Below are 19,933 nucleotides of genomic sequence, written 5' to 3' on the forward strand. Positions count from 1 at the left end.
CGCGTCGTCGGCGCCCGATATCGTCGTGGGCATGAATCTTGCCCTCGTGACCGACGGACTCCCGGCCGGGTGGAGTTCCCGCGACCCCGACGAGCGTGACATCGCCCCGCTCGCGATGCTGCGGGCGGCGGTCACCCGGGCCGCCACGGGTTCGGGTTCGCCCGACGTCGACGCCGTGCAGTCCGAGATCACCGGAGTCGGGTCGTGGTCCCGGCGCCAGGTCGTCCTCGTCGACGAACGCGGCGTCGTGCGCGCCTGGGCGGCGGCACACGACCGGGCCGCGGGCCACACGCTGCTCCAGGTGACGATCGACCCCGACCTCGCCGATGACGTCGCCGACTCCCTCGCCGCCCAGTTGTTCCGGTGGTGTGAGGACGCCGCGCGGACGTTCAACGCACTGCGTCGGGCGACCACCACGCAGCTCGACACGGGCGCCTACGAAGGCGATCCGCGTCAGCAGCGGTGGCTGGAGGCGGCCGGGTTCGCCTGCGCGAGGCGGTGGCTCCAGATGTCGCGGCCCGTCACTCCTGGGGAGACGGCGCACCCCGAACTCCAGGAGGGCGTGACGATCCGCCGCGTTCGTCGCCGCGTCAACGGCAACCCCCTCGCGGTGGACGTCCAGGCCGTCCACTGGGTGCTCGAGACCTCCTTCGAAGACCACTTCAACGCCTATCGCGAGACGTTCGCCGAGTTCGTCAACCGTCTCCAGGAGGACCCCGGCCACGCCTGGGACCAGTGGTGGCTCGCGACGGTCCGCGACGAGCTCGGCAACGACATGCCCGCCGGCGCGGTCGTCTGCACGATGCTCAACCCCGACGGCGACGACACCTACGGCAGCTACATCGACTACATCGGTGTCCACCGCGACGCGCGCGGCCGCGGCATCGCGAAGGGGCTCCTGCGCACCGTCATCGCCGACACGGCGAGGCGCGAGCGCAACCGGGTCGGCCTCGAGGTCGACGCCGACTCCCCGACCGGCGCCGACGGCCTCTACCGGGCCATGGGGTGGGAGACCGCCTACATCACCCAGTCCTGGCATCGTGACGTGAGTTTCTGACGCCTCACCCGGGTCCGGTCGACACGGATGAGACGGGTCGTCGGTGGGGTGGGGCAGGATGTGCGGCATGTCGGAGATGACGTCGCATCCGCACACCTCACGGGTCTCCTCGCCGGCGACGGCGCGGCCGCGGTTGTCGCGGCGTGGGGCGGTCGAGCCGTTCCACGTCATGGAGATCCTCAAGGCGGCGGGTCGGCGGCAGGTCACACACGGCGACGTCATCCCGCTGTGCGTCGGGCAGCCCTCCACGCCGGCCCCACGGGCGGTGCGGGAGGCCGCGACGCGCGCGATCGAGGGTGAGGTCCTCGGGTACAGCGACGCCCTCGGGCTCCTCGCGCTACGGGAGGCGATCGCCGAGCATTGCGCGACGGCGTACGGCGTCGCGGTCGACCCGGGCCGCGTCGCGGTGACGACCGGATCCTCGGGCGCGTTCACCGCGGTGTTCCTCGCCGCGTTCGAGGTCGGTGACGTCGTCCTCATGGCCCGTCCGGGGTACCCGGCCTACCGCAACACGCTCGGCGCTCTGGGCGCTCGCGTGGTGGAACTCGACTGCGGTGAGGCGACCGGGTTCCAGCCCACCGTGGAGATGCTGGAGGAGTACGCCCGCGAGCACGGCGCACCGGCGGGGCTCGTCCTCGCCTCCCCGGCCAACCCCACCGGGTCCCTCGTGCCGGCCGAGTCGCTGGCCGCGATGACCCGGTGGTGCGCCGAGCACGGCACCCTGCTCGTCAGCGACGAGATCTACCACGGCATCACCTTCGACGAGCCCGCGCACAGTGCCCTCGAGTTCGGCGGCGACGCCGTCGTCGTCGGCTCATTCAGCAAGTACTTCTCGATGACGGGGTGGCGCGTGGGCTGGGCCGTGCTGCCGGAGGCGTACGTACGCCCCGTCGAGCTGTTGCTGGGCAACCTCAACATCTGCGCTCCGGTCGTCGGCCAGGCCGCCGCCGTCGCCGCGTTCTCGCCCGAAGCCGTCACCGAACTCGATTCGCACGTCGAGCGGTACGCCCGCAACCGCGACCTCCTCGTGCGGCGGCTCCCCGAATGGGGTGTCGAGCATCTCGCCCCGGTCGACGGGGCGTTCTACGCCTACCTCGACGTCGCCCACCTCACCCGGGACTCCCAAGCCTGGTGCGAGGCGCTTCTCGACGCCACGGGCGTCGCCCTCACCCCCGGTATCGACTTCGCCCCGGCCGACCCCGCCAGGCCGCGACCCACCGACGGCACGCGGTTCGTCCGGCTCAGCTTCGCCGGCGACACCGACACCCTCGCCGAGGGCCTCGACCGCCTCGTCGCCCACGTGCGGTCCACGGCATGATCGCGCGGCGCCACCGTCCCGTCCGCTCCCGTCCGCTCCCGCTCGACCCCGCCCACCCCGACCGAGGAGACGATTCGATGGCCACCCCCGCATCCCCGGCCGAGGGCGCCGAGGCCCGCGCAGCCCTCCGCGCCCGCCGCAGCGCCCTGCTGGGCGCGATGTTCCTCATGGCGACGAGCGCGATCGGGCCGGGGTTCATCACCCAGACGACGACGTTCACCGCCAAACTCGGCGCCGCGTTCGCCTTCGCGATCATCGTGTCGATCGTCGTCGACATCGCCGTCCAGATGAACGTGTGGCGGGTCGTCGGGGTCTCCGGACTCCGCGCGCACGAACTCGCCAACAGTGTCGTGCCGGGAGCGGGATGGCTCCTCACGATCCTCGTCGTCGTCGGCGGGCTCGTCTTCAACATCGGCAACGTCGCCGGGACCGGGCTCGGCCTGGACGCGATGATCGGCCTCGACCCGCGGTGGGGTGGCGCGCTCTCCGCGCTCGTCGCGATCGGGATCTTCCTCTCCCACCGGGCGGGCGCCGCGCTCGACCGGATCGTCGTCGCCCTCGGGCTCGTGATGATCGTCCTCACGGCGTTCGTCGCGGTCACGTCCCACCCGCCGGTGGGGGAGGCGCTGCGCAACGTCGTCATGCCGAGCAACACCGGTCCGGCGATGCTCGGGGCGATCACGACGCTCGTCGGGGGCACCGTCGGCGGCTACATCACCTATGCCGGGGCCCACCGCCTGCTCGACTCCGGCACCACCGGCCCCGAGAACGTCGGTCGGATCTCCCGCAGCTCGATCACCGGCATCGTCATCACCGGCATCATGCGGATCCTGCTGTTCCTCGCGATCCTCGGAGTCACCACGGCCGGGGTCGCCCTCGACCCGGCGAACCCCGCCGCGTCGGCGTTCGAGCACGCCGCGGGGGTCGTCGGTCTCCGGGTCTTCGGCGTCATCCTGTGGGCGGCGGCGATCACCTCGGTCATCGGCGCGTCGTACACGTCGGTGTCGTTCCTCACGACCCGGTCGACCTCCCAGCGCACCCGCACGATCCTCACCGTCGCCTTCATCGCCGTGTGCACGCTCGCGTTCGTCCTGCTCGGCCAGGCGCCGGTGACGCTGCTCGTCTTCGCGGGGTTGTTCAACGGCATCATCCTGCCGCTGGGGTTCACCCTGATCCTGCTCGCCATCTGGCGGCGCCGGGACCTGTTCGGCGGCGCCTATCGCCACCCGATGTGGCTCACGCTGGCGGGGGTGCTGGCCTGGCTTCTCACGCTGTGGCTCGGGTATGTCGCGGTGAGCGAGTTCTGGGTGAAGGTGAGCCCATGAGCGCCCCACGCATCGACCTCAACTCCGACCTCGGCGAGGCGTTCGGCCTCTGGCCGATGGGCGACGACGACGCGATGCTCGACCTCGTCACCAGCGCGAACGTCGCCTGCGGGTTCCACGCCGGGGACCCCTCGGTCGCCCGTCGCACCTGCGCGGCGGCCGCGCAGCGGGGAGTCACCGTCGGTGCCCACGTCTCCTACCGCGACCTCGCGGGGTTCGGGCGGCGGTTCATCGACGTCGCCCCCGCCGAGCTCTCCGCCGACCTGCTCTACCAGATGGGCGCGCTCCAGGCGATGGCCCGGGCCGCGGGCACCCGCATCCGCTACGTCAAGCCGCACGGTGCCCTCTACAACGCGATCGTCCACCACGAGGCCCAGGCCGCCGCCGTCGTCGAGGCGGTGCTCGCCTTCGACCCGGACCTCGTCCTCCTCGGCCTGCCCGGTGCCGTCGTCCTCGACCTCGCCGCCGACGCCGGACTCGCCACGGCCACCGAGGCGTTCGCCGACCGCGGCTACCTCCCGGACGGCACCCTCGCGCCCCGCGGCACCGACGGCGCTGTCCTCCACGACGCCGCGGACGTGGCCGCCCGCATGGTCCAACTCGTCACGACCGGCACGCTCACCGCGATCGACTCGTCGACCATCACCATCGAGGCCGACTCGATCTGCACCCACGGAGACAGCCCGGGCGCGGTCCGCCTGGCCGCCGCCGTCCGCGAGGCCCTCCTCGACGCGGGGGTCGAGATCGGGGCGTTCGTCTCATGACCACTCCGAGCTCCGGGACGCGTTCCGCCCGCATCCATCGCCTCGCCGAGGTCGGCCTGCTCGTCGATCTCGCCGACCTGGACGCCGTCCTCGCGGTGGACGCGGCGCTGCGCCGCGCACGCGAGGACGGCGACCCGCGCCTGGCGGAGGTCCTCGACATCCTTCCCGCCGCCCGCACCCTGCTGCTCACCGTCCCGGCGGGGGCGGATCTCGACCCGGTGGAGGAGGCCGTCCGCCGTCTCGACGTCGACCCCTCGGCGTCTGCGGCGGACGAGGCACCGACGGTCGAGATCCCCGTCGTCTACGACGGCCCCGACCTCGCCGACGTCGCCCGGCACACCGGTCTCTCGGAGGCGGAGGTCGTCGCCGCCCACACGGGCACCCCGTGGCGGGCCGCGTTCGGGGGGTTCGCGCCGGGGTTCTTCTACCTCACCGGGGGCGATCCGCGACTCGAGGTCCCGAGACGCAGCGAGCCCCGCACCGCCGTCCCCGACGGGGCCGTCGCGCTGGCCGGGGAGTTCAGCGCGGTGTATCCGCGGCGCTCGCCGGGAGGTTGGCAGCTCCTCGGGCACACGGACGCGCGCATGTGGGACGACGCCCGCACGCCCCCGGCGCTGCTCGCGCCCGGGGTCCTCGTGCGGTTCGTCCAGGGGGAGGCGTCATGACGTCGGACATCGGAGACGGCCGCCCTCGCCGTGGCGGGACGAAGGCGATCGAGATCCTCGCGACCGGTCCCCGGGCGCTCGTCGAGGACCTCGGACGTCCGGGGCTCGCGCGTCTCGGCGTGGGACGGTCGGGGGCCGCCGATCGTGGCGCCCACGCCCTCGCCCAGCGCCTCGTCGGCAACACCCCCGACGCGGCCGGCATCGAGGTGACCCTCGGCGGCTTCGCGATGCGCGCCCGGGGCGACCTCCTCGCCGTCGTCACCGGTGCCCCCGCCCCGGTCACCGTCGACGGGCGGCAACGGTCTCTCGGTGAACTGCTCACGCTCCTCGACGGTGCCGAGCTCACCCTCGGTCCGGCCGAGTCGGGTCTGCGGAGCTACGTCGCGGTCCGCGGGGGGCTGGACGTCCCCGCCACGCTCGGCTCCCGATCCACCGACACCCTTTCCGGCCTCGGGCCGGCCCCTCTCGCCGCGGGCGACGTCGTGCCCGTCGGCGAGGCGACCCGAGCCCTGCCGACACTCGACGCGATCGCCCTCGCCCCCGCCGGCGCCGAGGTCGTCCTGCGGGTCTCGCCCGGGCCGCGCATGGAGTGGATCGCCGCCCCCGAGGCCCTCATCGGCCCGGTCTGGCGCGTCTCCTCGCGCAGCGACCGGATCGGCGTGCGCCTCGAGGGCGAGAAGATCGCCCGCGCACGGGCCTACGAGGACGCCGAACTGCCGTCGGAGGGTGTCGTCCGCGGATCGATCCAGGTCCCGGCGGGTGGCGAGCCGGTGCTGTTCCTCGCGGACCACCCCGTCACCGGCGGCTACCCGGTCGTCGCGGTCGTCCTCGACGCCGACGTCGACCGCGCCGCGCAGGTGCGACCCGGTGACGTCGTCCGGTTCGTCCACGGGGAGACGCCGCGGGCGTGACGCCGGCGGCGAGGGAGGATGAGGGGAGAGGACGCGGACGGGCAGGGACGAGGGCGGCATGAACGTGGACGACAGCGACGAGGGTGACAACGTCATCGGGTTCCCCTCGTGGCGCCGGGAGGCGGCCGGGGCGCCCGGCGTGCCGGTCCTTCCCGCCCCCGTCGATCCCGACCGGACGTCTCGTGAGGCCACCGACCGTGAGGCCACCGACCGCAAGGCCGCCGATCGTGACGTCCACGGTCGAGACACGCGCAGGGAGACGCCGCCCACGACGGAATGGCCGCCTCCGGGTGGTGGGTGGCGACCGAGGGCGGTCCAGGCTGCGGCGCGGTACCCGGCACACCCGGAGCGGTCGAGAGATCGTGGACGTCCGGCGTTGGTCGGTATCGAGGTCGGTCAGCAGGTCGACACCGACGACCGCGAGGTCTGGCACGAGGGCGCCACGGTCACCGGGGAGGTCCTCGTGCGGATGCGGGTCGACATCCTCGGGGCCCGGACGCCGATCTGGCGTCGTCTCGAGTGTCACGGCTCCCTCACGTTGGACCGGCTGCATCGGGTGCTCGCTGCCGCCTTCGAGTGGCCGGTCGAGGACGCCCGGCCGCACTGCTTCACGGAGGTCCACTTCGACGGGCGCTCGCACCGCACGGGCGACACGTTCGGCAACGCCTGGGCCGGGGGAGACCGTCTGCCCGTCGAATCCGAGGCGCGTCTCGACGAGGTGCTCGTCGAGCCCCGCGACCGGCTCCGGTACCGGTATGGTCCCGCGCGGCGGCAGGCGTTCCGCCTGAGTCTTCTCGCGGAGGACGTCGTGCCGATCCCCGCGAGCGCCGGTCCGACGCCGCCGGCGCGCCTCGTCACCGGGCGACGTGCCTCCCCGGACGTCGGCTTCCGGACGATCGAGTGGTACGAGACCCGGCGGGAGGGCCTGCCCGCCACCGACAGCCTGGTGGCGACGCTTCACCTCGACGTCCCGCAGATCGACGACCCGGCCGCGTTCGACGCGGCGCTCGTCGCGGCACGGGTGCGGGCCGCGGCGGGGGACTGACGGCGAGCGGATCGTCCCTGGCCCGGTGGAGGTGGGTCCTGCCGTGGTCACAGGTCGAGGAGAAGGGCCAGCGTCTCGCGGATCTCGCCGAGAACCACGGGGCCGGCGTTGCCGGTGTGGTCACGGATGCGCGTCGTCGCGACAGACCGGAGGTGCTGACATTGTGCGGCGGAGCGCGCGGAGAGGCCGTTCGCGTGATCGGGGTCGATGACCACCTCGCTCGAGCTCGGCCGAATCGTTCGCGTCAAGGGCACGACCTGGATGACACTCGGTCCGCCGGCGAGCACCCGAGCGGCGGTGACGACCATGGCGGGCCGGTGAAGGCCGGTCTCGCTTCCCGCGGGAGTGCCGAGGTCGAGGACGACGACGTCACCCGGCGTCAGCATCGAGCCACGCCGTCTCGTCCTCGGTGAGGGGGGCGGCGAGGTGTCGACCCATGGAGTCCTGGGCGAGGGCACGCAGAGCGCGACTCACGGTCTCGTCGATCGTCTCGTGGCGTGCGGCGGCCAGCCGGGTGACCTTGGCATGGGTGTCGCGACTGACGCGGATGGTGGTGGTCTCGGCCATGTGGGGACGCTACGCCGCTGTAGACGATTCCGTCTACAGCCGTCCGCTTCGTCTCCGTCGTGGAGGGCCTCCCCCTGGGGGGGAGGACGACTCGGGCGCCGGGGAGACACCGGACGACGTGGCGGGGTGACGGTGATCCCGGGGTGGGGGACGGATCGCGCGGTCAGGCGCCCACCGTCGTCGCCTCACGCGAGGCGCCGGCGCGGGCCAGCTGCACGCGGTAGGCGAGGTAGAGGCCGCCCAGCCACAGCGGGCCGACGACGAGGGCGAGACGGTAGCCGGGCGAGAAGCCCATGACGACGACGAGCAGGGCGAGGAACGCGAGGACGAGGTAGTTGCCGTAGGGGAACAGGGGCATCCGGAACCACAGGGCGGCCGTGGCCTCGGGGGTGAGCCGGCGGCGGAAGAGGATCTGGGTGATGACGATCATCGACCAGTTGAAGACGGCGCCGACCATCGCGACGGCGACGACGTAGAGGAACGCCTGTTCGGGGAGGACGTAGAGCAGGACGACGGCGAGCGCGGTGATCGCCGAACTCGTGAGCACCCCGGCGGCGGGAGCGCCGTTGCGGGCGAGACGACCGAGATAGCGGGGGGCGTTGCCCTGCCGCGCGAGGCTGAAGAGCATCCGTCCGTTGCTGTAGAGACCGGAGTTGTAGGCCGAGACCGCGGCCGTGAGGACGACGGCGTTGAGGAGGTGTGCGGCGCCGGGCACGTGCATGCGGTCGAAGATCTCGACGAACGGGCTGGCCTGGCCGTCGATGGCCGTCCACGGGTAGAGGGCGAGGATGACGAAGAGGGCGCCGACGTAGAAGACGAGGATCCGCCACACGACCTGGTTGATCGCCGTGGGGATGGAGCGCCGGGGGTCGTCGGCCTCACCGGCGGTGATGCCGATGAGCTCGACGCCACCGAAGCTGAACATCACGACCACGAGGCCGAGACACGTTCCCCACAGCCCGTGCGGAGCGAAACCGCCGTGCGTCCAGAGGTTGTCGATGCCCGTGGGCACGCCCCCGTTGCCGATGCCCGTCGTGATGATGAGCAGACCGAGGGCGATCATCGCGATGATCGCGACGACCTTGACGATCGCGAACCAGAACTCGGCCTCACCGAACAGCCGCACCTCGAGCAGGTTGATCGCCGTGACGACGACGAGGAACACCGCTGCCGAGATCCACGTGGGGATGCCGGGATACCAGTAGTTGACGTAGGTGCCGACGACGGTGAGCTCGGCCATGGAGACGGCGATGTAGTTGAACCAGTAGTTCCACCCGGAGAAGAACCCCGGGAACCGGCCCCAGTCGCGGAAGGCGTACTCGCTGAAGGCCCCCGAGGTCGGGGTGTGGACGCTCATCTCCCCGAGCGCCCGCATGACGAGGAAGATCACCGCGCCGCCGACGAGGTAGGCGAGCAGGATCGAGGGCCCGCCCGCCTGGATCGCCGAGGACGACCCGTAGAAGAGACCCGTACCGATCGCCCCGCCGAGGGCGATGAGCTGGATGTGGCGGTTCTTCAGGGATCTGCGCAGGTGGGGTTCGGTCGCGGTGTCGGCGGTACTCACGGGGGCCTCTCGTCGGTCTGTCCGGGCGGAAGTCTTCCAGGTCGGCCCTCTCGCGCCGGCCGCGGGCGCCGGACCGGGGACGCACGACTCGGGGACGGACGTCGGCGGGGCCCGGCCCTGTCCCGCGCTCCGTGCGTGGTGTAGGCAGGCCGCATGATGATCTGGGGCGTCGCGGCGGCGGCCACCCTGGTCGGCACCGTCCTGCAACGCGTGTCCGGGACCGGGGTGGGCCTCGTGTGCGCCCCGATCCTCGCCCTCCTCCTCGGCTCGGCCCAGGGCGTCCTCGTCACCAACGCGACGACGACCGTGTCAGGGTTCCTCATCATGCTCGCGGTGCGCAGGGACGTCGACTGGGCCCGGGCCGGGATCATCTGCCTCGCCGCGGTGCCCGGCGCGATGGCCGGGGCCGTCGTCGTCCGAGCCCTCCCGCCCTCGTGGCTCCAGGTGGTGCTCGGCGCGATCGTCCTGCTCGGGGTGCTCACGACCGTCGCCCTCCCCCGTCTGCCCGAGGTGCACGGCCGAGGGCCGATGGCCCTCGCCGGTGCCGTCGGCGGGCTCTTCAACACGACGGCCGGGGTCGCCGCACCCGCGATGGTGATCTACTCGCGGCTGTCCCGGTGGGACCACCGGTCGTTCGCCGCCACGCTGCAGCCCATCTTCATGACGATGGGCGCGCTGTCCGTGATCACGAAGACGGTGCTCGGTGCCGCCCCGACGACCCCGCCCTCGTGGTTCCCCCTCGTCGTCGTCGCCACGGTGCTCTTGGGTGCACGCCTCGGGGGTTGGCTGGTCACCCGCGTCCCGACCGATCGGGCGCGGGCGCTCGCCCTCGTTCTCGCCGGAACCGGCGGTGCCGTCACGCTCGCTCGCGGCCTGCTCACGCTGTGAGACCCGTCTGCCTGCCGCCGGGCTAGGGTCGCGGGGTGACGTCGATCATGTGGTTCCGCCGCGACCTCCGCCTGCACGACCACCCGGCCCTCCTGACCGCCCACGGCGAGGGCGACGTCGTCCCTCTCGTCGTCCTCGACCCCGCGCTCGTCGAGCACCGCACCACGCGGGTGGCCGGGTACCTCGCGTGCGTGGCGGCCCTCGCCGAGTCGATCGCCGAACGCGGCGGACGTCTCGTCGTGCGCTCCGGCCCTCCCGAGGAGGTCGTGCCCGCGGTCGCGCAGGCGGTGGGTGCCACCCGCGTGCACGTCACGGCGGAGTCCGAACCGTACGGTCGACATCGCGACGAGACCGTCCGCGCCGCGTTGACGGCCCCCCCGGAGACGGTCGAGCTCGTCGCCACCGGCACCCCGTACGCGATCGGTCCGGGCGTCATCACCAAGGGAGACGGCGACCCGTACAAGGTGTTCACCCCGTTCTCGCGCGCGTGGCGCGACCACGGTGCACCCGGCCCGGCGCCCCTACCGGACGTGCGCTGGCACGAACTCGACTCCGAGGACATCCCCGCGCCGCCGGAGATCGAGGCGAGCCTGCCCCCGCTCGGTGAGCAGGCCGCCCACGAGCGGTGGGCGGACTTCTGCGAGGAGGGCCTCGAGCGGTACGCCCTCGACCGCGACCGACCCGACCTCGACGCGACCTCGCACATGTCGGCCCACCTCAAGTACGGCGCGATCCACCCGCGCACCCTGCTCGCCGACATCGCCGCCCACCCCGCCGCCGCGAGCGAGGGCGCCCAGACGTATGTCACCGAGCTGTGCTGGCGGGACTTCTACGCCGACGTCCTCTGGCACCGCCCCGACTCCGAATGGCGTGACCTCCGACGCGCCCTCTCGGACATGGCCTACGACGACCCGGAGCAGGACGAGGACGCCGCGAGGAGGTTCGCGGCCTGGTGCGAGGGTCGCACCGGCTACCCGATCGTCGACGCCGGCATGCGGCAGCTCAGAGCGCTCGGGTGGATGCACAACCGGCTGCGGATGATCACGGCGAGCTTCCTCACCAAGGACCTCCACATCTGGTGGCCCCACGGCGCCCGCCACTTCCTCGACCACCTCGTCGACGGCGACATGGCGAGCAACAACCACGGCTGGCAGTGGGCCGCCGGGACCGGGACCGACGCCGCGCCCTACTTTCGCGTCTTCAACCCCCTCACGCAGGGTGCGAAATTCGACCCGCAGGGCGACTACGTGCGTCGATGGGTGCCGGAGCTCGCCGGAGTCGGGGGCGCGCAGGTCCACGACCTCGCCGTCGTCTCGGGCGTCGAGGGCTACCCCCACCCCCTCGTCGACCACGCCGAGGAGCGTCGGGAGGCCCTGCGGCGGTACGAGGCCGTCCGCTGACCGGGTCCGATGGCAGGAGCCGGCCGAGGGTGTCAGGCTGGGCGCGTCACATCGTCGACGTCGAGACGGGCCCATGATCAATCCAGTCACCGAACTCATCGACTTCGGACGTGCCGCACTCCTCAAGCCCGTGCCTCGGGACCACTGGCAGGAGCCGTCGGCCGTGCTCCGCCGGCGCATCGTCGCCGGCGTGACGCTCGTCATCGGCGCGGCGATCCTCTGGTACAGCCTGCGCATCCCCGCCGGTGACCCCCGGTTCTACGCGTGGACACTCGCGCTCGCCGCGGTGTGGATCGTCGGGGCGTTCGCCTCGGGGCCACTCCACCTCGGGCATGCGTGGACGCGGGACGGCGGGGTGGCGCGACCCGTGGTCCAGTCCCTCGCGCTCGCCGCGCTCATCACGGGAGTGTTCCTCGCCGGGGCGGTCGTCGTGGCGCAGGTCCCGGTGCTCCGGGGGCCGGTCGACGAGCTCCTCGACCACGCGCGATACGGGTCGCTGCCGCTCGTCTGGGCGATCACGACGATCAACGGCGTCGGTGAGGAGCTGTACTTCCGAGGAGCCCTCTTCGCCGGCGTCGGCCGGGGCCACCCGGTGACGATCACGACGGTGATCTACACCCTCACGACGATCGGCACGGGCGTCCCGTTGCTCGTGCTCGCGGCGTTCATGCTCGGCCTGCTGTGTGGTCTGCAGCGGCGGGTCACCGGTGGTGTGCTCGGGCCGATCATCGTCCACTGCATCTGGTCCACGTCGATGTTGTTCCTCCTGCCACCGATGCTCGACCTGTTCGGCTGAGACCCGGCGCGGGCGCGCCTCGATCGAGGGGGTGCCCGGTGTGGAGGACGCCACAGGGCGGCGCGGCCCGCTCGGCGTGCGGGGCGCCGGTGCAGGTGGGAGCGTGGGCCCGTGAGCGACACGTCTTCCCGCACCGCCCTCGTCACCGGCGTCACCGGCTACATCGGCGGTGCCCTCGTCCGTCCTCTGCTCGACGCGGGCTACCGGGTGCGGGCCCTCACCCGGTCCGCCCGCAAGCTCACCGACGCCCCGTGGCGGCCCGAGATCGAGGTCGTCGAGGGTGACGCCTCGAAGGACGCCGATCTCGACCGCGCGCTGGAGGGCGTCGACGTCGCCTATTACCTCCTGCACTCGATGGACGCGCAGGGTGACTTCGAGCGTCGTGACGCCGAGCTCGCCACGGACTTCGCCGCTGCCGCGGAACGCGCGGGGATCGCGCGCCTCGTCTACCTCGGCGGTCTGCACCCGGACATGCCCGACGAGAAGTTGTCCCCCCACCTGCGCTCCCGGGTCGAGGTCGGCGAGATCTTCCTCGACTCCGCCGTGCCCGCCGCGTGCCTCCAGGCGGGCATCGTGCTGGGGGCCGGGTCCGCGAGCTTCCAGATGCTGTCCTTCCTCACCGAACGCCTGCCCGTGATGATCGCGCCCACGTGGCTGCGCAACCGCATCCAGCCCATCGCGATCGACGACGCCGTGTACTACCTCGTCCACGCCGCCGACCTTCCTCCCGAGGTCAACCGCACCTTCGACATCGGCGGCCCCGACGTGTTCACCTACACCGAGATGATCCAGCGCTACGCCCGCATCGCGGGGCTACGGGAACGGGTCATCGCGCCCGTGCCCGTGCTCACCCCCGGCCTGGCGAGCCACTGGATCGGGCTCGTCACCCCCATCGAGTCCGGGCTCGCCAGGCCCCTCGTCGGCAGCCTCGTCCACGAGGTGGTGTGCAAGGAGCACGACATCGCGCAGTACATCCCGGATCCGCCCGACGGCCTCGTCGCGTTCGACGACGCCGTCGAGGAGGCGCTGGCCGACCCCACGACCTGAGCGGGCGGGGCCGCCCACCGACGCACCCGGGGCGGGCTGCGCGGGCAAGAGGGCATTCGCCGCGAATCATCTTCTCCCGCACTCTGGCTCGTGGCCGTTCGCGGTTCTACGATCGTCTCGTCGGACGTCCGTCCGGCAGGGGGAAGTACACGATCGACAGGGGAATCGTCATGTCCACGACCACACGTGCCCGCGCGTCCGCCAGGCCCGTTCTCACCGTCGCGCTGGTCGCCGTCGGACTCCTCGCGCCGGTGGCCGGCGCGGAGGCCGCACCTCGGCACGCACCGCGCGGACCCGCCTACGACGTCGAGGTCGTCGGCACCCGCAGTGCCGCGCCCGACGGGACGTCGGTGTACGGCACCGACGCCGCCGACCTCTCGCGCTCCGGGGTCGTCGTCGCGACCCGCTACGGCGGTGCCGCCTACGTCGGCACGCCCCGCCGCACACGGGAACTCCCGCCCGTCGGTGAGGTCGCTCCGTACGGGGTGTACTCCCACCGGATGAGCCCCTCCGGCCAGGTCTACGCGGCCGGGTACCGGGTCATCGTGAGGTGGACGGGGACGCGGGTGGAGGCCGCCCGTCTCCTCCAGGACGAGCAGAACCCCACGTTCCACTCCCTCGGCCTCGGCGGTGTCAACGACGCGGGGGTCGTCACCGGGTGCAGCTCCTACGTCAAGATCGGGTGGCCCTACCTCGGCTCGTTCACCGGGGGCGTCCGCACGATGTCCTGGCCCGAGAACTCGGGCAACTGCTCCTCGGGGGGCATCTCGGCCGGCGGCGTCGCGGCCGTGACGCAGGAGCACCCGAACTTCCGCACCGACCCCTCGATCGTGTACCCGCGCGGCGCGACGATGACGACGGCGGGGATCACCTACCTCAAGGCGCCCGCCGGCGTCGGCACCAGCGCCGACGCGATCTCGCCCAGCGGCAACCGTCTCGTCGGACGCACGTACGCCGACGGTGCCCCGACCGGCGTCGCCTGGCTGTCCACCGGTCGCGATCCCGTCCCGCTGCCGGGCGCCGGGACGATGGCCCCCAAGGCCGTGACGAACGCCGGGGTCGTCCTCGGCGTCGACGACGGGCGCGTCTGGAGCTGGGATCACGGCCGCAGGACCGACCTCACGAGCGTGTCCCGGCTGCCACGCGGGTGGGTGCTCACCGACGTCGCGTCCATCAACGACAAGGGCCAGATCGCCGCCACCGCCACCGTCCGTGGTCGCGAGAAGGTCGCGGTGCGACTGTCACCGGTGCACGGGCGTCGCTGAGGCGCCCCGCTCGGCTCCGGTCCGCTCGTGCGGGACCGGAGGCGACGCGGCGAGGGGCACGACCGGCGCGACGGGCCGTCGGAGTCGCGCCGCCGCACACACGACGGCCGCGGTCCCCGCTGGGGGCCGCGGCCGTCGCCGTGCGGGGTCGTGCTCAGAGGTCGACGACCTCGTTCTCGCCGCCCGCGGGCTTCTTGGTGACGGCGGTGCGGACGAGGTTGACCATCTGACCGATCTTGCCGCCGGGGCTGTTCCAGTACTCGGCGGTGTCTCCGTCGACGACGATGAGGACGTTGTTCGGGTCCTCCGGGCCGCCCTCCATGTAACCCTCGGCGACGGCACTCCACAGCTCGCGGATCTTCTCGACGTCGTTCTCGACGTGGGCCCTGCCGGAGAGCGAGACCCACTCGGAGTCGCCGACGTAGGCGACGTTGACCTGCGGGTCGGCCGAGATGTCGGCGACCTTGTCGGAGTCGCGCTCGGAGAGGAACAGGACCCGACCGTCGAACTCGACGTCCTGGGTCGCCATGGGGCACGACACGAGCCGACCCTCGCGGTCGTGGTAGGTCAACATCGCGATGCGGGTCTTCTTGATGATGTCGGCGACCTGCTCGCGGCCGTCGTCGTTGCTGGTGTGCTGGGTGGTCACGACGCCTCCTGACGTGAGGGGATGTGTGTCCCTTACCCGACCACCCTGTGCTCATGCACGTCGCGGTGGGCGTCGCGGCGTGGGCCGCGGACGAGGAGGAACAGTGCTGCGGCCTGCAGCAGGCCACCGAGCACGAACGACGTGATGAGGGCGGCCGCGGCCGTGGGACCGGCACTCGGGAACAACGCGCTCAACGCCCCGACGGGCTCGGCGACGATGAGCGACGTGGGGGCCGTGAGCAGCAGGAGGGGCGCGACGGAGAACGACGGGTCGGCCGAGTCCGCGGTCGCGAGGGTGACGGCGCTGTACGCGGCGGCGACCGCGACGAGGCTCAGGTAGACGAGCGCGACGGTTCTCGCGAGGGACCCCCGCTCGAAGGCGTGGGGCGTGAACGCGCGGCGCAAGGGGTGGGTCATGGGCTCAGTCTTCCCTGTCGACGCGGTGTGCGAGGGCGTCTCGTCCTCATGCGATCGTCGCGGAGGACGCTTCTGGGTGGCCGAGGCCCGCGCGGTACAGTGACGCCGGCGATGGATCCCGCCTGGGCGTTGCGCCCGAACCGCCGACCGGCTGATGGTTCCTGTTCGGTGACCGGCCCGGCCGGGCCGGTCGTGACGGGCAGGGCGCGAGCGTTGTTCGTCGTGAGCCAGTGGAGAGATCCCATGCCGGTCGAACGTGTGCCTCCCCAACCCGATCCCTCACGGATGACCGAGTTCGCGGGTCATCCGCTCGTCGTGTCGGCGGTCCCCGGGCAGTCGCCCCTGGTGGCCCTCACGGCTGCCTCGTTGGCCCGGGCCACCGCGGCGCCCGCCGTGTACTTCGCCTACGTCGACACCTCGCGGTACACCGTCGAGGAGTTCCCGGACGGGACCGTGCATCACGAGCCCGTCGACCCCGACCTGGCCGGCGACGAGGCCAGGGAAACCGAGCAGCGGCTGACCGCGCTCGTCCGCGAGTGGATGGACGGACAGGACGTCCCCTGGTTCTTCCGGTACCTCGCAGGGCGGGAGGACCGGGCGCTCACGCACCTGGCCCGCGCGGTCGACGCCGCGGCGTTCGTCATCGGCGCACAGACGCACGGCCACCGTCGGGTCCGCGACTTCCTCGGCAGCTCCTTGGCCGCCAACCTCTCCCACCGGCAACACCGACCGGTGCTCGTCGTGCCGGTGCAGGTCGTCGACTGGCGTGGGCGTGCCCCATGGGAGTGAGTGGGGGGCGTGGGGGCGATCCCGGCTCGCCGCGAACCCGTCGACGTGAGCCACGCGCCGGCCGCGACGGCCGGGGGGCGAGTGTTGCGCTGATCTTCGTCGGAGGAAGTGCCGGAACCCTGCTGCGGGCCGGTCTGGAGGAGGCCTTTCCCGCCGCGCCGGAAGGTATCCCCTGGACGACCTTCGCCATCAACGTCGGCGGGGCATTCCTTCTGGGTCTGTTGCTGGAGAGCCTGCTCCGCCGGGGTGCCGACGACGGCCGGCGCAGAACGATCCGGCTCACCGCGGGGACCGGCTTCCTCGGTGCCTTCACCACGTACAGCACCTTCGCGGTCGAGACCGTCCACCGCCTGGAGGGCGCTGCGACGCTGGTCGCCTCGATCTATGCGCTCGGGAGCGTCATCGTCGGCATCGGCGCCGCGGCGGCCGGCTACGGCCTCGCTCATCGGACTCGCCGGCGCGACGATCGCACGGCGGTGCCGTCATGATCACGGCCCTCGTCGTGGCGTGCGCCGGCGGGGCCGGGGCGGTCACGAGGTTCCTGCTCGACGCGGCCATCACCCGGCGTGTACGTGCCCGGGTCCCGATCGCCACGCTCATCATCAACATCACGGGATCCCTGTTGCTGGGCGGCCTGTCGGGTCTGGCGGTGGGACTGTCGGCGGACGGCCCCGCGGCCGTGGTCACGGCAGCACTCGGCACGGGGTTCTGCGGGGGTTACACGACGTTCAGCACCGCGTCGGTGGAGGTGGTCCGGCTGTGGGTCGCCGAGGGACGCGCGATCGGCGTCGGGTACGCCGTGGCCACCCTCGTCGGGTCGGTGCTCGCCGCCGCGCTCGGGATGGCGTCGGCCCAGCTGGTCCTGGCCTGACGCGCAGCGGACCCGGACGACCGACGGGCTGCTTGACGGACGCGCCGTCAGGGATGCGCCGTCACGGAGGTGTGGCAGTGTCGAGCTGTCGAGCTGTCGAGCTGTCGAGCTGTCGAGCTGTCGGGCTGTCGCGCGTCGGCCTCGTCCGACGGCGCTCGCCGTGTGGACGGCAGCGGCGCGCGGCAGGCGGGGACGGGGACACCGGACGCGTTCGCGAGGAGAGTCCTCCACCGCCGACGTCAGGCGGGCAGAAGGGCCCCGCGGACGGCGTGGGCGATGCGCGTCTGCACCTCGTTCTCCGTGCGGGGCGGGAGGTCGAGGTGGCCGGGGGTCGCGAGATCCTCGACGAGGGTGCCGTCCTCGAGGCGGTAGAACGTGAACGACCGTGTCTCGACGTCGCCGCCGCCGGCGAGGGTGACGACGTCGACGAACACGGCGGACTGCAGTCCCGCGAGCTCGGGTGGAAGTCCGTCGCCTTCGATGCGCCCCTCCCCCTCGTGCTGCTGGGGCACTCCCCACGTGGCGAGCTCGGTGGCCGCGGCGTCGAGATCGCCGAGCGTGAACCGGTGGACGCCCGCCCCGTTGACGGTCTCGACGAGCACCTGCCCACCGGTCTCCTCCTCGTGCAGGTAGAGGACCCGGGTCTCCTGAGCCGAACGCGTCGAGTGGTCGGCGTAGACGATCGCGCGGGCGTCGAAGCGCAGCGCGAGGGCATCCGCGAGGTCGGCGGGGATGTCGAGGCCGTGCTCGTCGGCGGAGAGGTGACCGTGGGTGACGAGCCCGCGGAGTCCGACCTCGGCGGCGAGCGCGGTCTCCTCCTCGCTGCGGGGCCCGGCCCACGGCAGCGGCGCCACCTGCTCCGAGTCCGGGCCGTCGATCGCGAGGATCTCCTCGTCGGTGAGGTCGGCGACGTGCCGGAGGGCGCCCGACGTCCCGCCGTCCGCGCCGCCGGCCGCCGGGCGCCGTGCGGGCTGAGTCGTGTCCGTGGCGTCGGTGGTGTCGGTGGGCTCGGTGGTGTCGGTGAGGGCGGGGGAGATCATGAGGCGACTCCGGAGCGCGTGAGGGGGCGGGTGCCTCGTGCCAGACGGCGGTGCACGAGCGACAGACGGACGGCGCGCGGCTGGAGGTGGACGACCTCGGGGCCGCCCACCGGGCGGACGGCACGGTCGGACGACCCACCTCGCACGAGACGCGCGGCCAGCAGGCGAAGGAGTTCGGCGCGGTCGAGGGTCGGGCGCCCGAGGGGGGTGCGACCTTCGCCCGTGGCCGAGCCGCCGAGGCGGTGGAGGATCGTCGCCGGGTCGAGGGCGTCACCGCCGGGGATCAACGCGCGGGCTCCGCTCTCGATGACCGTCCTCAGACGCGCCTCGGAGCGGGCGCGGCGGCGCTCGAGTTCGGCGAGGTGGCGGGCGTCGCCCTGGTCTCCGCGGCGGCGGAGGACCTCGATCTCGTCGTCGAGTCGCCGGAGCATCGCGGCATGCCGGTCGATCTCCGCAGCCACCTCCTGGAGAAGACGGCGCACCTGGGTCACCGCGGGCGCGGGTCCGACGTCGGGGTCCGAGACGTCGTCGGCTCGGGTGGCGAGGCTCGTCGCACACGCCCGCATCGAGCGCGACCAGCGTGCGAGGTCGCGATGCGTCGCCGCCGTTCCTCGAGGACCGGTCGTCCTCACCGGGGGCCTCCGGCGTCGCAGGCGCCCACCCGGGTGTCGTGGAGAGCTCGGTCCGTGCGGTCGACCCGGGCCGCCGAGGACGCGGCTCCCCGGAGCGTGCCGGAGCAGGCCGCGAGGAACCGGGCGAGGCAGGGGGCGAGGTCGATGTCGGGGGCCGCGGAGCGGCGGATGGCATCCAGGTCGTCACACACGCTGAGGTAGGCGCTCTTGCCCATGAGGAATCCTCTCGTCGCGGGAACCCTAGAGGGCGGCTCCGGCGATGTGGTCACTCCCCGAGGAGTCGCTCACAGGTCGGCGAGCGCGGTGAACTGCATGACCGACCACGGGCTGAGCAGCACCGGCGTGCGAACCGCGGCCTCCAGGACGGCGTCGCGGTCCACCCAGGCATGGTCCATGATCTCGGCCGGGTCGGGGGCCGGTTCGCCCTCGATCGTGCCGACGAACACCGGGCAGATCTCGTTCTCGACGACGCCGCTCGCGTCCACCGCCCGGTAGCGGAACTCCGGCAGGACACACCGCAGTTCGCCGACCGGAGCGCCGAGTTCCTCCGCGACGCGGCGCCGTACCGCGTCCTCCATCGCCTCACCGGCGCGGGGGTGCCCGCAGGCGGTGTTCGACCAGACGCCGGGCCATGTCCTCTTGCCGACGTCCCGCCGCGTGAGCAGGGTCTGCCCGCCGTGGACCGCATGGAAGGAGAACGCGAGATGGAGCGGGGTGTCCGCGGTGTGGACCGTGAGGCGGTCGGCCGTGCCGATCGGGGTGCCGTCCTCGTCGAGGAGGACGACCTCGTCGCCCACCTCGGGTGTGCTCCCGTGGGCGCTCCGGGGGGTGTCGGCGGTCGGGGTCGTCATGGCCACCGACACTATCGTCTGCCCGTGCTGCCCGTGCTGCCCGTGCTGCCCGTGCTGCCCGTGCTGCCCGTGC

24 protein-coding genes and 1 riboswitch are annotated in these 19,933 nt (G+C 72.7%); of the genes, 15 read left to right on the forward strand and 9 right to left on the reverse strand.

The genetic code is table 11. The features are described from left to right. The first annotated feature begins 31 nt into the window (after positions 1–31). The 7 genes from RT054_RS14315 (at position 32) to RT054_RS14345 (ending at position 7,085) form a co-directional block, all read left to right on the forward strand. Positions 32–1,057, forward strand: coding sequence for a GNAT family N-acetyltransferase (locus RT054_RS14315; RefSeq protein ID WP_313024832.1), 1,026 nt, complete (start codon positions 32–34; stop codon positions 1,055–1,057). 76 nt (positions 1,058–1,133) lie between these two features. After that, positions 1,134–2,375, forward strand: a complete 1,242-nt coding sequence (locus RT054_RS14320) for an aminotransferase class I/II-fold pyridoxal phosphate-dependent enzyme (RefSeq protein ID WP_313024930.1) — start codon at positions 1,134–1,136, stop codon at positions 2,373–2,375. A gap of 77 nt (positions 2,376–2,452) precedes the next feature. Next, positions 2,453–3,700 (forward strand): divalent metal cation transporter, encoded by a 1,248-nt coding sequence (locus tag RT054_RS14325; RefSeq protein ID WP_313024835.1) that lies wholly within the window; start codon positions 2,453–2,455, stop codon positions 3,698–3,700. After that, entirely contained in the window at positions 3,697–4,464 is a 768-nt protein-coding gene (locus RT054_RS14330; protein ID WP_313024840.1) for a 5-oxoprolinase subunit PxpA, read from the forward strand. The genes RT054_RS14325 and RT054_RS14330 overlap by 4 nt, the downstream gene beginning before the upstream one ends. Then, complete coding sequence (locus RT054_RS14335) at positions 4,461–5,129, forward strand: allophanate hydrolase subunit 1 (RefSeq protein ID WP_313024844.1); 669 nt, start codon at positions 4,461–4,463, stop codon at positions 5,127–5,129. The genes RT054_RS14330 and RT054_RS14335 overlap by 4 nt, the downstream gene beginning before the upstream one ends. Then, positions 5,126–6,040 carry a biotin-dependent carboxyltransferase family protein gene (locus tag RT054_RS14340; protein WP_313024848.1) on the forward strand — a complete coding sequence of 305 codons (915 nt, stop codon included), beginning with the start codon at positions 5,126–5,128 and terminating at the stop codon, positions 6,038–6,040. Before RT054_RS14335 ends, RT054_RS14340 begins: the two co-directional genes overlap by 4 nt. A 58-nt stretch (positions 6,041–6,098) precedes the next feature. Beyond that, on the forward strand, positions 6,099–7,085 hold the full coding sequence (locus RT054_RS14345) for an IS1096 element passenger TnpR family protein (RefSeq protein WP_313024850.1): 987 nt from the start codon (positions 6,099–6,101) through the stop codon (positions 7,083–7,085). 47 nt (positions 7,086–7,132) lie between these two features. Here RT054_RS14345 and RT054_RS14350 read toward each other — a convergent pair whose 3' ends face one another. From RT054_RS14350 to RT054_RS14360, 3 genes are all read right to left on the reverse strand, one after another. Continuing rightward, positions 7,133–7,471 (reverse strand): type II toxin-antitoxin system PemK/MazF family toxin, encoded by a 339-nt coding sequence (locus RT054_RS14350; RefSeq protein WP_313024853.1) that lies wholly within the window; start codon positions 7,469–7,471, stop codon positions 7,133–7,135. Then, complete coding sequence (locus RT054_RS14355) at positions 7,455–7,652, reverse strand: hypothetical protein (protein WP_312717512.1); 198 nt, start codon at positions 7,650–7,652, stop codon at positions 7,455–7,457. The genes RT054_RS14350 and RT054_RS14355 overlap by 17 nt, the downstream gene beginning before the upstream one ends. Positions 7,653–7,815: 163 nt before the next feature. After that, the gene (locus RT054_RS14360) at positions 7,816–9,216 is read right to left on the reverse strand and encodes an amino acid permease (protein WP_313024856.1); all 1,401 of its coding nucleotides are present in this window, start codon (positions 9,214–9,216) and stop codon (positions 7,816–7,818) included. Positions 9,217–9,369: 153 nt separating this feature from the next. Here RT054_RS14360 and RT054_RS14365 point away from each other — a divergent pair, with 153 nt between their 5' ends. From RT054_RS14365 to RT054_RS14385, 5 genes are all read left to right on the forward strand, one after another. Next, on the forward strand, positions 9,370–10,104 hold the full coding sequence (locus tag RT054_RS14365; RefSeq protein WP_313024859.1) for a sulfite exporter TauE/SafE family protein: 735 nt from the start codon (positions 9,370–9,372) through the stop codon (positions 10,102–10,104). Positions 10,105–10,139: 35 nt separating this feature from the next. Further along, positions 10,140–11,504, forward strand: a complete 1,365-nt coding sequence (locus tag RT054_RS14370; protein WP_313024862.1) for a deoxyribodipyrimidine photo-lyase — start codon at positions 10,140–10,142, stop codon at positions 11,502–11,504. A 73-nt stretch (positions 11,505–11,577) separates the two neighbouring features. Further along, entirely contained in the window at positions 11,578–12,300 is a 723-nt protein-coding gene (locus tag RT054_RS14375) for a CPBP family intramembrane glutamic endopeptidase (protein WP_312717516.1), read from the forward strand. Between the two features lie 111 nt (positions 12,301–12,411). Further along, positions 12,412–13,347, forward strand: a complete 936-nt coding sequence (locus RT054_RS14380; protein ID WP_312717517.1) for an NAD(P)H-binding protein — start codon at positions 12,412–12,414, stop codon at positions 13,345–13,347. Between the two features lie 170 nt (positions 13,348–13,517). Next, complete coding sequence (locus RT054_RS14385; RefSeq protein WP_313024867.1) at positions 13,518–14,612, forward strand: hypothetical protein; 1,095 nt, start codon at positions 13,518–13,520, stop codon at positions 14,610–14,612. Between the two features lie 154 nt (positions 14,613–14,766). Here the strand turns inward: RT054_RS14385 and RT054_RS14390 are convergent, their stop codons facing one another. Together RT054_RS14390 and RT054_RS14395 are read right to left on the reverse strand one after the other, a co-directional pair. Then, on the reverse strand, positions 14,767–15,261 hold the full coding sequence (locus RT054_RS14390; RefSeq protein WP_313024871.1) for a pyridoxamine 5'-phosphate oxidase family protein: 495 nt from the start codon (positions 15,259–15,261) through the stop codon (positions 14,767–14,769). Positions 15,262–15,293: 32 nt separating this feature from the next. Then, entirely contained in the window at positions 15,294–15,677 is a 384-nt protein-coding gene (locus RT054_RS14395) for an SCO4225 family membrane protein (protein WP_313024874.1), read from the reverse strand. Positions 15,678–15,775: 98 nt separating this feature from the next. Further along, positions 15,776–15,848, forward strand: a riboswitch (Fluoride riboswitch). Positions 15,849–15,962: 114 nt separating this feature from the next. Here RT054_RS14395 and RT054_RS14400 point away from each other — a divergent pair. From RT054_RS14400 to RT054_RS14410, 3 genes are read left to right on the forward strand one after another with little or no spacing between them, the layout of a single operon-like run. Next, positions 15,963–16,466, forward strand: a complete 504-nt coding sequence (locus RT054_RS14400; protein ID WP_312717525.1) for a universal stress protein — start codon at positions 15,963–15,965, stop codon at positions 16,464–16,466. Next, positions 16,457–16,954, forward strand: coding sequence for a CrcB family protein (locus RT054_RS14405; RefSeq protein ID WP_313024877.1), 498 nt, complete (start codon positions 16,457–16,459; stop codon positions 16,952–16,954). The genes RT054_RS14400 and RT054_RS14405 overlap by 10 nt, the downstream gene beginning before the upstream one ends. After that, on the forward strand, positions 16,951–17,337 hold the full coding sequence (locus tag RT054_RS14410; RefSeq protein ID WP_312717528.1) for a CrcB family protein: 387 nt from the start codon (positions 16,951–16,953) through the stop codon (positions 17,335–17,337). Before RT054_RS14405 ends, RT054_RS14410 begins: the two co-directional genes overlap by 4 nt. Positions 17,338–17,576: 239 nt before the next feature. Here RT054_RS14410 and RT054_RS14415 read toward each other — a convergent pair whose 3' ends face one another. From RT054_RS14415 to idi, 4 genes are all read right to left on the reverse strand, one after another. Next, positions 17,577–18,377, reverse strand: a complete 801-nt coding sequence (locus RT054_RS14415) for a hypothetical protein (RefSeq protein WP_313024880.1) — start codon at positions 18,375–18,377, stop codon at positions 17,577–17,579. After that, positions 18,374–19,009 carry a hypothetical protein gene (locus tag RT054_RS14420; RefSeq protein WP_313024882.1) on the reverse strand — a complete coding sequence of 212 codons (636 nt, stop codon included), beginning with the start codon at positions 19,007–19,009 and terminating at the stop codon, positions 18,374–18,376. The genes RT054_RS14415 and RT054_RS14420 overlap by 4 nt, the downstream gene beginning before the upstream one ends. Beyond that, positions 19,006–19,224 carry a hypothetical protein gene (locus tag RT054_RS14425; protein WP_313024885.1) on the reverse strand — a complete coding sequence of 73 codons (219 nt, stop codon included), beginning with the start codon at positions 19,222–19,224 and terminating at the stop codon, positions 19,006–19,008. Before RT054_RS14425 ends, RT054_RS14420 begins: the two co-directional genes overlap by 4 nt. A gap of 69 nt (positions 19,225–19,293) precedes the next feature. Beyond that, positions 19,294–19,933: isopentenyl-diphosphate Delta-isomerase (idi, locus tag RT054_RS14430; protein ID WP_396837315.1), on the reverse strand; the 640-nt coding region annotated here is incomplete at its 5' end.

Origin of the sequence: Mobilicoccus sp. (assembly GCF_032060985.1) — a bacterium.
Classification (GTDB): domain Bacteria; phylum Actinomycetota; class Actinomycetes; order Actinomycetales; family Dermatophilaceae; genus Mobilicoccus.

What these genes read in the sequence shown, in the direction of transcription:
- RT054_RS14315 (WP_313024832.1), top strand. Translation starts at nt 32, where the DNA reads ATGAATCTTGCCCTCGTGACCGACGGACTCCCGGCCGGGTGGAGTTCC.
- RT054_RS14320 (WP_313024930.1), top strand. Translation starts at nt 1,134, where the DNA reads ATGACGTCGCATCCGCACACCTCACGGGTCTCCTCGCCGGCGACGGCG.
- RT054_RS14325 (WP_313024835.1), top strand. Translation starts at nt 2,453, where the DNA reads ATGGCCACCCCCGCATCCCCGGCCGAGGGCGCCGAGGCCCGCGCAGCC.
- RT054_RS14330 (WP_313024840.1), top strand. Translation starts at nt 3,697, where the DNA reads ATGAGCGCCCCACGCATCGACCTCAACTCCGACCTCGGCGAGGCGTTC.
- RT054_RS14335 (WP_313024844.1), top strand. Translation starts at nt 4,461, where the DNA reads ATGACCACTCCGAGCTCCGGGACGCGTTCCGCCCGCATCCATCGCCTC.
- RT054_RS14340 (WP_313024848.1), top strand. Translation starts at nt 5,126, where the DNA reads ATGACGTCGGACATCGGAGACGGCCGCCCTCGCCGTGGCGGGACGAAG.
- RT054_RS14345 (WP_313024850.1), top strand. Translation starts at nt 6,099, where the DNA reads ATGAACGTGGACGACAGCGACGAGGGTGACAACGTCATCGGGTTCCCC.
- RT054_RS14350 (WP_313024853.1), bottom strand. Translation starts at nt 7,471, where the DNA reads ATGCTGACGCCGGGTGACGTCGTCGTCCTCGACCTCGGCACTCCCGCG.
- RT054_RS14355 (WP_312717512.1), bottom strand. Translation starts at nt 7,652, where the DNA reads ATGGCCGAGACCACCACCATCCGCGTCAGTCGCGACACCCATGCCAAG.
- RT054_RS14365 (WP_313024859.1), top strand. Translation starts at nt 9,370, where the DNA reads ATGATGATCTGGGGCGTCGCGGCGGCGGCCACCCTGGTCGGCACCGTC.
- RT054_RS14375 (WP_312717516.1), top strand. Translation starts at nt 11,578, where the DNA reads ATGATCAATCCAGTCACCGAACTCATCGACTTCGGACGTGCCGCACTC.
- RT054_RS14385 (WP_313024867.1), top strand. Translation starts at nt 13,518, where the DNA reads ATGTCCACGACCACACGTGCCCGCGCGTCCGCCAGGCCCGTTCTCACC.
- RT054_RS14395 (WP_313024874.1), bottom strand. Translation starts at nt 15,677, where the DNA reads ATGACCCACCCCTTGCGCCGCGCGTTCACGCCCCACGCCTTCGAGCGG.
- RT054_RS14400 (WP_312717525.1), top strand. Translation starts at nt 15,963, where the DNA reads ATGACCGAGTTCGCGGGTCATCCGCTCGTCGTGTCGGCGGTCCCCGGG.
- RT054_RS14405 (WP_313024877.1), top strand. Translation starts at nt 16,457, where the DNA reads ATGGGAGTGAGTGGGGGGCGTGGGGGCGATCCCGGCTCGCCGCGAACC.
- RT054_RS14410 (WP_312717528.1), top strand. Translation starts at nt 16,951, where the DNA reads ATGATCACGGCCCTCGTCGTGGCGTGCGCCGGCGGGGCCGGGGCGGTC.
- RT054_RS14415 (WP_313024880.1), bottom strand. Translation starts at nt 18,377, where the DNA reads ATGATCTCCCCCGCCCTCACCGACACCACCGAGCCCACCGACACCACC.
- RT054_RS14425 (WP_313024885.1), bottom strand. Translation starts at nt 19,224, where the DNA reads ATGGGCAAGAGCGCCTACCTCAGCGTGTGTGACGACCTGGATGCCATC.